The sequence below is a fragment of the Synechocystis sp. LEGE 06083 genome, from assembly GCF_015207725.1.
GTDB lineage: Bacteria > Cyanobacteriota > Cyanobacteriia > Cyanobacteriales > Microcystaceae > Synechocystis > Synechocystis salina.
Genome location: NZ_JADEWJ010000115.1, coordinates 1 through 10,664 on the forward strand (window position 1 = coordinate 1; position 10,664 = coordinate 10,664).

Genomic DNA, 10,664 nt, shown 5'->3' on the forward strand with positions numbered 1-10,664 from the left:
TGCTGAATATGGCATGCGCTTCCAGATTGAAGAGAGCTTTTTAGATGACCAGTCCAATGTCTGGAATATCCAGAAATCACAGATTCGTTCTGTCTGTGCTTTTTCCCGATTATGGTTTCTCTTGGCTGTCGCCACTTTATTTGCAACCGCACAAGGGTTAACGGTCGTTGAACATGGCCACCGTCGTTGGGTCGACCCCCATTGGTTTCGCGGCCACAGTTATTTACGTCTCGGTTGGGATTGGTTGAAGACTGCCTTCTACAATGGATGGCACATTATCCATCAGGTCGCTTTTTTCTCCCATCAAGACCCTGAACCGGCTATGGCTTCCCTTCGTCAGCATCACCGCCGCCTTTATGCCCTTGAGTTTACTCTCCAGGTCTATTCCTACGAGTCCTCTTAAACTTTTGTCAGTCAATCAGATAACCGTCGTTATTGGGAAACTGCCCTCAAACGAGAAATTCATAAGGCGGAAAGAAATCGAAGTCCCCTCACCGTCGTTATGATTGATATCGACCATTTCAAACAGTTGAATGACCGTTGGGGCCACCGGGCTGGAGATGTGGTGTTGGTGAAACTTGCCCAACTTTTATTAGACTATTTCCGTCTATCTGATTTGGTCTGTCGTTATGGCGGAGAGGAATTTTTGGTGATTTTGCCCGACGCTCCTCTCACCTATGCCCGAGAGCGGACTGAGGCTTTTCGACAACTTTTAAAAGAACAGAACATGGGGGAATCCGAATCTGATTTTAAACAGATTACTGTGTCGTTCGGCTTGGCTAGTTTTCCCGACCAGGCAGAGAATTTTCAACAACTCTTACAACGGTCTGACCAAGCTCTTTACATGGCTAAGCACCAGGGTCGTGACCAAGTAGTGGTGTTTGAATCTCCAGGGAATGCTGACTCCACAACAGAAACGTCAGGTGATGTCATTGATATTAACTCCAATGAGCCATGACCCTATGTGGTTGACTTTTGGTATAGCTTAGACTTCCCAGTTCATTGGCAACCAACCAACAGCGCCTTTTGTCCTTAATTTGCCTCCAGGGCCAGGAATCCTGATGTCTTTTTTGCCAACAGCTCTCTTTCAACTTGATTTTTCCCCGGGGGAGCCAGGTGAAAATTAATTAACTTTTTCCCAATTTTAACTTTAACTAATTCTTGAAAAGTCTTTAAATTTGCTTGCTGACAAGTGGTGTTGGGGCACGATGCTAATTTATCTGGGGCCATTGCTGGCTCGCACTTTTATTGGTGTTGGACGAAGTACTCTTTTCCGGTTCAGTTCCCAACCGCCTTATCCCCCAGCAGGGCATTTTTAATTGGGCTAGAATTCTTGACTGACAAGGGTTTGGGGCTTTGAGCCTGACTTGTTTTTAACCTACGTGCTATTTTTCCGATCCCACCTGGGTAGGTTAAATTTACGGCTTAGTGAGGAAGTAAAAGATTGTGATCCGGATCACATACGTGGGTCAACTGGAATAATAAAATATAGTTTGGTGAGATGAAACGTCGTCAAAAAAAGCTAGCCCCGCTTCAAACAATAACCAGAGTCCAGTGCCTTTAATATAATTCATTTGTTTTTTGTTATTGGTTGCTTTCCCGTCTCGCCTACCTTGTTTTTACTCACAGTTGAAAATCAGTCATGAATACTCGCTTTTTCCTCAATTTTCTCACCGCTGCCAAACGTAATACTGGTTTCGCCATGCCCATGGTGATTATGGGGGGGTTGGTAATTACCGTGGCGGCGGCGGCGATCGCCATGAAGGGGATGAATGACCAAAATCAGGTCACATCTAAAGCGATGAAACAGCAGTCAGAGGCAGTAGCCGAAGCTGGAGTGACACAGATACAAAATTTTTTACTGGGCTCAAAGTTTATGGCTTTGTATCCTAAGGATAAATGGGAAACGGCAATAACAGTTAACGGTGATGGCACAGTTGTAATTAATGACACTGATCTCCAAAAATATGTGACAAAAATCGCAACGAACTTGGCTTCTGGAGGTGGAGCCTCAGGTAATAGCGCGTGTAGTAGCGGAACTCCTCCTACCTCAGCCGAAATTACGACAAAGGAAACCCAAATCAAGTCAGCACTGAAAGACCTTCGTACCGCAGCAGTGACAGGGAAAGATTTAGTTACAGGAGACTCCAGCAAAGGCAAATTTCGCCTAACTAGTTTTAGCTATCAAGGCTATGACTCTGCCACCGGACAAAGCTATTATCCTCCTGCCGGAAAGAGTTGGTTAGCTCAAATGACCGTTGAGGGTGAGGTTCCCGGTAAAGAGACAAAGACAACTATCACAACCACATTCCCTATTTCCGTCACTCCAGAATCAAGTGACACTCCCTTTGACGTGAGCACGATTTCTCCCGGACTATGGGTTAAAGAGGGAGGGGTTAATGATCTAAGCAAATCGGAAACTAGTTACAACGACAGTGCTGGCACAATTGATGGCGACATTGCCATCAGCGACTGTGGTGGAAATATTTCAAACACCTACATGGGTCAATTAAATGCAGCACAAAAATCGAGAGGCTATGAAGCATATCGAACTGACGCCCCAATGCCATCAATTCCTAGCGTTCCCACAGGGGTCACCCCCTATACCTTGAGTGGCTCAGCCTCTTTGCCAAGAGTTGGAGAGGTACCGGCGGCCGATGGCTATTACTATTACAGCAGTCCTTCAAATTTAGGGGATATTACCCTGGATCACAGTGGTGGTAAAAAATACAGAATTTATCTTTATGGAGATATTCCTAAAACAACAAGTGTCAATAGTAACTGCAAAACCACAGCCGGTTGTGTTCCGACGAATCTGCAAATTTTCGGTATGAAGTCATCTGGTGGCGAAATTTGCATGAACGGTAACTCTAATAGGGCAGTGGACGCCTTTGTTCTTGCTCCTAACTATGCCCTTGGTAAAACTGGCAATGGTAACTTTTACGGTACTTTCATTGTTAAGAGTTTCGGCAAGATAGGCAGTTGTGGATCAAACAATGGCAAATTAGCGATAGTTTCCACCCAGCCTTCAAACACCGTTCCCAACGAATTTACAAATACCACTTCTTCCGCCTATCCTATCCCAGCCATAGGAGCCAGCTCAACATGGCAATCTTTGGAAACCAGTACCACTGGCACTGTGCCAAGCTTATCTCCCCTTGCCCAAGGCGGTCGTCTTGCTTCTCAACCACCCCTGGTCAGTGGTGTTTCAAGTTCTAGCTCCATAGCGTCAGGTGCTGCTTCTAGTATCAGCTCGCAGGTTTCCAGTACTGCATCTAGTGCGACATCAAGTACTAGCTCCATGGCATCAAGCGCTCAGTCTAGCGTTAGTTCTACTCTTCCCATTAGTTCAATTACTGATCGTGTGACTTGTATTGCCGCTGGCGGTAAATGGAACAACGGACAAAAATCTTGTCGCTAGTGTCAAGCTGACTAGATCTCTTATCTCAATAGAATTCTGATTCCGAAGCAACAATTCATGATTGTTAGAGGCATGCCTTAGTTGTATGCCTTTAATTTTTTTATTTGTAAAATCCTGTTCTTGCACAATTCACACATCGTAAATCCCAAAGAGGGAAAATCATGCGCTGGCGGAACTGTTCATCATTTAAAGGTTGATAATAGGTTAATGGGCTGTAAAAGCGATAGGATACAAGAACCATTGCCGATAACACTGCTAAAATCAAAATTTTGTACTTAGTAGTTAATAATAAATTTCCTATTTTCCTTGTTTCTTCAACCAAAAGAGCAAACAAGCAAAAACTAAATAACAGCGCTGGGAAGTAATGATATAGATACATCACTCTACCCAACTGACTAATGAGAATCATATAGCTCCAGTAAAGAAGCAAAAAAGTAGCCACTAGGAACCTATTTTTAAGCGGTTCCTGTAATGGAAAAAAGATATAAACAAAAATTAATGCCGTTGTTCCTAAAGTTCCACTGAGTCCCAAAAACCAGACCACTGGATTAACCTGTAAGTATAGGTATTTGTAGAGAACACCATCAGCAGTTTCCCAGCGATAGTTGATTGCTCTGGCTCCCAAAGGCCAAAATAAGCTTGGGCTTCCATTTTCATCTGGCTTGCTTAAGTCTAATTTCGGTACGCCCTCTTGATAATTTTTTACGTGCTTAAAATGCTCCTGCAGTCTTAGGGGAAATGACCAAATTTCATTTTGCTTATTCTGATCAATTAACTCCCTGTATTCTGTGGAAATATCAAAATATCCACCACTATCTAAATTTGAATTGATATTTTTAGCAATAGAAAAATGAATTTGCCAAACCATCACAAACGTTAAGACAAAACTAATCAATGCAATTCCCAGTGACAAAATAACTTTTTGCCAATGGGGAAATAGCTTAGAAAATAACAGTGGAAATAACAATAAGACAATTAAGCCAGTCATTTTAGTTGTAGCCACTAGGCCAACACTGACTCCCAGTCCAATGGAAGAAAGGGCTAAGTATTTATTATATTTTTTATTTTTTAAAGCTAATAGAAAAAATAAAATTGAAAGGGCAATAAATAGCATTAATGGAGCATCCAGCATTGCTGCTCGAAAATGCACAATCATTGCATTATCAAATAAAACAAGAAAGCTCAACAAAAAAGCGATAATCTTATTATCCACTAAACTTAGGGTAATAAAAAAGAATATCAAGGGCAATAACCAAGCACAAATTGTTGGAATAAAACGATAACCAGCAAAGGAAAAATCAGCAGGAAAATCCTTGGCATAATAAATATCATTAAACTGATTAGAAAAATTATTAGGGTGTAGCAAATGCTCTCCAAGGGCAACTAACATTGGTCCCAGTGGAGGATGCTCATACATAAAGAAAGTTCTGTTAAGATATTTCTGAGCTGCAGGAATATGATAATTTTCATCCCAAAAGACTGCCTGGGGATAATTATAATTATGAAAGTAAGTAAAATAGGAAATAATTAATATTGCAACAGACAATAAAATACTTTGAGTTCTGCGCTTACCTAGTTTTTCATAAAACTGTACTTTCATAAATTATTGATAAATAAAGATTGTTAATTAAATTTTTAAGTATTATCCCAGAAGTAGTCCCTGACGGTCTGCCTTTTTGTCTTCATTTTGTGGGGGATGATGGATGATATTTCGCAGTTCTGAACTAGTTGGCGATCTTAATTGAGACGGCATGCGGCGATCGCCGTTTATTTTTCTATGATGGCAATCGCCTCAATGGGAAACACAATAAAAAACCTTGGCACAACCTTTATTTTTATAAGCTTGAGAAAAAGTGATCGCCATTTAAACCCCTTTCACTTTCAAGAGCGACCTTTTTAAAAGATAATGTCAAGCAAAGACGATCTCCATTTATTTTCTTTATTTTTAGACTAAATGGGTTTAACAAAATCACCAACTTGAGGATTGTCAAATGGACTTAATACTTTTTCCTTTGCTTTTGTTGCCAAAAAACTAGCAATATCTGATAAAAAAAGCTGTGCTACACGTTCTGCTCCTCGATCAATATCTAGTTTTTGATGTCTTTTGTCAGACTCGACGATTGCATACTTATCTTCTACTTGAAAAACTTTACCAGTTCCCTTGACTAATTCTAAATTTCCCAGTGATTCACCTGTGTCAGGATCAACGATCTGCTCTTCATTGAATTGGTAAATCAGAACTCTTTGTCCTTCACGAATACCATGTTCTTTGCCACGATTAATGACTAACTTATAGTCATCAATAACCTTGGCAACTTTGGCAGGAAAAGCACCAGATTTAGCAATCATGGGGGCATAGGATTGATTTTCCATGGTTCTTAGTCAATCATGAATTAAAAGTTTCGAGGGATAGTTGGTCTAATAAAAATTCGCTTAATAACTTGATTATCATTATTTTTTAATCTTTCTATTATGTCTTGATACGTGTCATCTGGAATATCAATCTCAACCTGAGCTTGTTTATTCCGCTGAATATTTTTGACATAGCCTACTGCGATTAAGGATTCAAACTCGTTATCATCAATGTAATAAAATGAAACTAAAGAATTTATCGCAAATAACTCTGAAGCTTCGATTCGACAAATGATACTTGCTGTTTTTTTGTCTGTAGCAACTCCCAAAATAGTTGGATGACGTAAGCGTTGATAATCTTCTTGGCTTTTCTGATAACTAACAAAAAGATCAGCATAGGCGCTGAACAGAGTAGACGTAATTAAAACAAAAATAGTCATCAGAATTACGAGAAGATAAAGAGGAACAGCAAATTTTCCCGAGACTACAGAAAAAAGAATTGCCAGAACAACGCCAAGAAATCCAAACCAAAAATTTTGAACTTCTCGGAAGCTCGACCAAATACGTTCCCAGAAATTATCTTTCATACATTCTAGCTAAGTTAAAGGGACTAGCGTTTAAACCAGTCCCCAAACTTCTATCTTCTACTCAACTCCCTCAATGCGGTCTTCCACCTCTTGATATAACTCTTGTAACCGTTCCAGGTTTTCGTCAGAGGTTTCCCAATAGCCGCGACCATTAACTTCCAACAAAGTGCTGACCATACGGCGGAAAGAGTTGGGGTTTAGATCCATCAACCGTTTGCACATTTCCTCATCTTTGATGAAAGTGTTGTTGGCATCCTCATAGACCCAGTTATCCACAGCCCCAGCGGTGGCACTCCAACCCATGGTATTCACTAACCGTTTGGACAGTTCCCGTACCCCTTCGTAGCCGTGGGAGAGCATTCCTTCGTACCATTTGGGGTTGAGGAGTTTAGTGCGGGCATCAAGGCGCACCGTTTCGGATAGGGTACGCACCTGGGCATTGGCGGTGGTGGTGTCGGCAATGTAGGCAGCAGGGGCCTTACCGTCATCCCGCAGGGTGGCAATTAACTTAGTCGGATCAGAATCAAAATAGTGGGATACATCGGTCAAGCTAATTTCCGAAGAATCGAGGTTTTGGAAAGTGGCATCGGCGGTTTTTAAAGCCCGCTCGAACATATCTCGACTTTGATCCATCATGCCGGGGTTATCGGAGTTGAAAGCGAAGGATTTGCGTTTGAGATACATTTCCTGCAATTCAGCTTCGTCTTCCCAACTACTGTTTTCCACAGCCAAGTTGACGTTAGAGGAATAGGAACCGGAGGCGTTCGAGAAAATCCGGGTGGCTGCTTCCCGTACCCCAATGCCCATTTCCTCAGCTTGTTCGAGGGCATGTTTACGAACAAAGTTCATCTCCAGGGGTTCATTGGCTTCGGCAGCTAGTTTCACCGCTTGATCTAACAGGTTCATCTGATTAATAAACAGATCTCGGAAAACGCCGGAACAGTTCACCACCACGTCAATGCGGGGGCGGCCTAGCTCCTCCAGGGAAACCAGTTCGATTTTATTAACCCGGCCGAGGGCGTCAGGGACAGGTTTGGCCCCCACCATCCACATAATTTGGGCGAGGGATTCGCCGTAGGTTTTGATGTTATCCGTGCCCCAGAGCACAGAGGCGATGGTTTCGGGATAATTACCGCCATTTTCCGCCTTTTGTCGTTCTAAGAGGCGATCCACTACTACCTTTGCCGATTGCACAGCGGCCAGGGTAGGAATGGACTGGGGATCCAAAGCGTGGATATTTTTCCCCGTGGGTAACACGTTGGGGTTCCGGATGGGGTCACCGCCGGGGCCCGGTAGAACATATTCTCCTTCCAGGGCTTGGAGTAAACCGCCAAATTCGTTATCAGCGCAAACCTGTTCCAGACAGAATTCCAGGTATTCAAACAGGGGTTTGAGTTTTTCTTCGTTGACGTTGGTATAGCCAGAATCACAGAGGGATTTTACCCAGGGGGCTTTTTTGCCAATTTTGAAGAAGTTGAGTTTAGAGACGAAGGAAACCCGACCGTCGGCGTTGATTTGCTCCTGCACTAGAGCGGCCACAGCGGCCCGGGTCGCCATGGTGATGTCCTGCAACAGTTCCACGTCAGCTAATACGCCCTTGTCGCTGTTGCGGTAAATTTCCTCCATGTTGCGCCCAATACTTTCCGCAATCAGGGTGGGCAAGGACAAAATGCCTTCCTCTTCCCGGTCCAAACTGGCAATATTGACCAAGGTGGCGATCGCCTCTTCGGCGGTGGGGGGCTGACCAATGACATGGAGACCACAGGGCAGGAGCCGGGACTCAATTTCCATCAGCTTGCGGTAAACGGAACCGACAATGGTATCCCGTTGCTCTTGATCCATTGCCTCCGCATTGATGTCTGGTAAGTCCACATCTTGGTCAAGGTTACAGATGCGGGCTTGATCCATGATGGTGTTGACAATCTGAATACCCCGGCCGGAGTCCTTGAGGGTTTGATAGGAACCAATTAACTCATTTAATTCCTGTAGCCCTTTGTATAAACCGGCATTTTCCGCGGGGGGGGTGAGGTAGGAAATGGTGGAAGCATAACCCCGCCGTTTGGCGATGGTAGCCTCGGAAGGATTGTTGGCGGCGTAATAGTACAAGTTGGGAATGGTGCCGATCAAGTTATCGGGATAGCACTCTCCGGACATGCCCATTTGCTTACCGGGCATAAATTCCAAGGAACCATGGGTGCCAAAGTGTAGTACTGCATCGGCTTTCCAGATGTGGTTCAAATAGGTGTAGTAGGCGGCAAAACCGTGGTGGGGACTGGCGGAACGGGAAAATAGCAACCGCATCGGGTCGCCTTCATAGCCAAAGGTGGGTTGTACGCCGATGAAGACATTGCCAAATTCTTTGCCGTAAATTAGCAGATTTTGCCCATCACTGTTCAAATGTCCCGGTGGTTTGCCCCAGTTTTCTTCCAATCGCACGGAATAGGGAGTAAGCCGTTCATATTGCTCCACTGACATGCGATGGGCGATGTTTAATTCCGGGCTGTTGTATTGGGCTTGGACATCGTGGATCACCGCTTCCATCAATTCCTTGGCAGAGCCAGGTAAATCCTGGACATCGTAACCGTTACCCTGGAGCCCTTTCATCACCTCGTAAATGGAGCCAAATACATCCAAGTAAGCCGCAGTACCCACATTGCCCTTATCGGGGGGGAAGCTAAAAACGGTAATGGCAACTTTTTTGTCAAGCTTCGGTTTTTTCCGTAGATTAGCCCACTTCATGGCCCGTTGGGCGATCGCCTCTAACCGATCCTGTAAAGCAATAGCTCGGCCGGTGGAACCATCTCGACCGGAGAGGATAATGGGTTCGATCGCCCCGTCTAATTCAGGAATGGCAATTTGTAACGCTACTTGGATCGGGTGCAAACCGAGGTCACTGGCTTCCCATTCTTCCGTGGTTTGGAACACCAGGGGCAGGGCGCACATATAGGGGCGGTTTAATTTCTTTAAAGACTCGATCGCCTTGGGATGGTCTTGGCGAGCGGGGCCTCCCACCAGGGCAAAGCCCGTTAGGGATACCACGGCATCGACGATCGGCAGCGGCTCCATGCCATTGACACTTTTATCCAAGAAATACTCATCCACGGGTTTGGAGAAATCAAGACCGCCGGAGAACACACAAATAACCCTGGCCCCCATAGCCTCCAATTCCTGCACCATGCCGACGTAATGGGCGTCATCCCCAGTAACTAAGTGCGTCCGCTGCATGATCAAACCAATACAAGGGGCGAGGGGATCTTTTAAGTCGTCGGAAATGTCAGGACGTTGGTTATACCATTCCAGATAATCCTTAACATTTTCAAACATCTGCATCGATAGGGGATGCCAAATGCCCATATCGGGATAAACCACCGGCTCTTGGTAGTTGACCAATTTGTCTAAGCCCAAATCAGGATAAACGTATTTATCGGTCAGCATCAACAAGAAATTTTCCAAGTTCTCCTGGGAGCCCCCCAGCCAATACTGGAAGCTGAGCATGAAATTGCGGGCATCCCGGGCTTTTTCCACCGGCAAATATTTCAGCACCGTGGGCAGGGTCCGCAACAGCTTTAACATTGCATCCTGGAAGCCAGCGCCACTGCTGTTTTCCTTACGCTTTTTCATAAACTGGGCGATCGCACTTTTTGATTGGCCCAATTGCGCCATGGAGAAAGAACCCATTTTGTTGAGGCGCATCACCTGGGGCATGGAGGGGAACACGATCGCCGCATCTAGGTTATCTCTGTAGGGAGTTACGGCTTCCACCACCTTATCGGCCAAGTCCTCAATGAAAATCAGGGAAGCAATGAAGAGGTTTGCTTCGCTGACATCGTGCTTAAAGTTGGCGTAATTTTCCGGGTCCCGCAACTCCTCGATCAAATAGCCCGTTAATTGGATGGCCAGGCTGGAGTTAGTACGGTTAATGTTTCTAACGGCCGCCGACAAAGCGCTCTGATACTGGGATTCCAAGACCACATAGACCACCTTGAGTAGCTTGCGCCCATGTAACGCTTCGGGATCAACACGGCGGATGGTGGACTTGACGTTAGTAAACATATAGTTGGTGTTCTCCTAAAGGGTTCGATTTTAAAGGGATTTTTTAAAGAGCCCCCTAGGTATTTCTAGCAGAAAATTCGAGGCCGTGGGGGCTTCCCCGCCTTTCTGGGGGAAATTAGCCTCCGGCGATCATCAACAAATCCATCTTTCTGCCTCACAATTTTTCCGAGAGTGATTGGCGAATGAAAATTTCAAGTTTACAAAGCTCAACCTAAGAACATAAAAATTAATAAAGCAGCCCATTCTTAAGC

At 44.6% G+C, this 10,664-nt stretch carries 6 protein-coding genes and 1 pseudogene; 3 read left to right on the top strand and 4 right to left on the bottom strand.

The window, feature by feature from the left end:
* From IQ219_RS10300 to IQ219_RS10310, 3 genes and pseudogenes are all read left to right on the top strand, one after another.
* A partial coding sequence (locus IQ219_RS10300; protein WP_228016924.1) for a hypothetical protein occupies positions 1 to 403 on the top strand: 403 nt, incomplete at its 5' end.
* 30 nt (positions 404 to 433) lie between these two features.
* Positions 434 to 958 (top strand): annotated as a pseudogene (locus tag IQ219_RS10305) (GGDEF domain-containing protein); the annotation flags it as partial.
* Between the two features lie 684 nt (positions 959 to 1,642).
* Positions 1,643 to 3,421 (top strand): hypothetical protein, encoded by a 1,779-nt coding sequence (locus tag IQ219_RS10310; RefSeq protein ID WP_194072535.1) that lies wholly within the window; start codon positions 1,643 to 1,645, stop codon positions 3,419 to 3,421.
* A gap of 100 nt (positions 3,422 to 3,521) precedes the next feature.
* On the opposite strand, the gene IQ219_RS10315 is transcribed toward IQ219_RS10310, so the two are convergent.
* From IQ219_RS10315 to IQ219_RS10330, 4 genes are all read right to left on the bottom strand, one after another.
* On the bottom strand, positions 3,522 to 5,021 hold the full coding sequence (locus tag IQ219_RS10315; RefSeq protein WP_194072536.1) for a phospholipid carrier-dependent glycosyltransferase: 1,500 nt from the start codon (positions 5,019 to 5,021) through the stop codon (positions 3,522 to 3,524).
* Positions 5,022 to 5,371: 350 nt separating this feature from the next.
* The gene (locus IQ219_RS10320) at positions 5,372 to 5,794 is read right to left on the bottom strand and encodes a FlgT C-terminal domain-containing protein (RefSeq protein WP_194072537.1); all 423 of its coding nucleotides are present in this window, start codon (positions 5,792 to 5,794) and stop codon (positions 5,372 to 5,374) included.
* A gap of 20 nt (positions 5,795 to 5,814) precedes the next feature.
* The gene (locus tag IQ219_RS10325; RefSeq protein ID WP_194072538.1) at positions 5,815 to 6,360 is read right to left on the bottom strand and encodes a hypothetical protein; all 546 of its coding nucleotides are present in this window, start codon (positions 6,358 to 6,360) and stop codon (positions 5,815 to 5,817) included.
* A 57-nt stretch (positions 6,361 to 6,417) separates the two neighbouring features.
* The gene (locus tag IQ219_RS10330; protein WP_194072539.1) at positions 6,418 to 10,413 is read right to left on the bottom strand and encodes a magnesium chelatase subunit H; all 3,996 of its coding nucleotides are present in this window, start codon (positions 10,411 to 10,413) and stop codon (positions 6,418 to 6,420) included.
* Between the last annotated feature and the right edge of the window lie 251 nt (positions 10,414 to 10,664).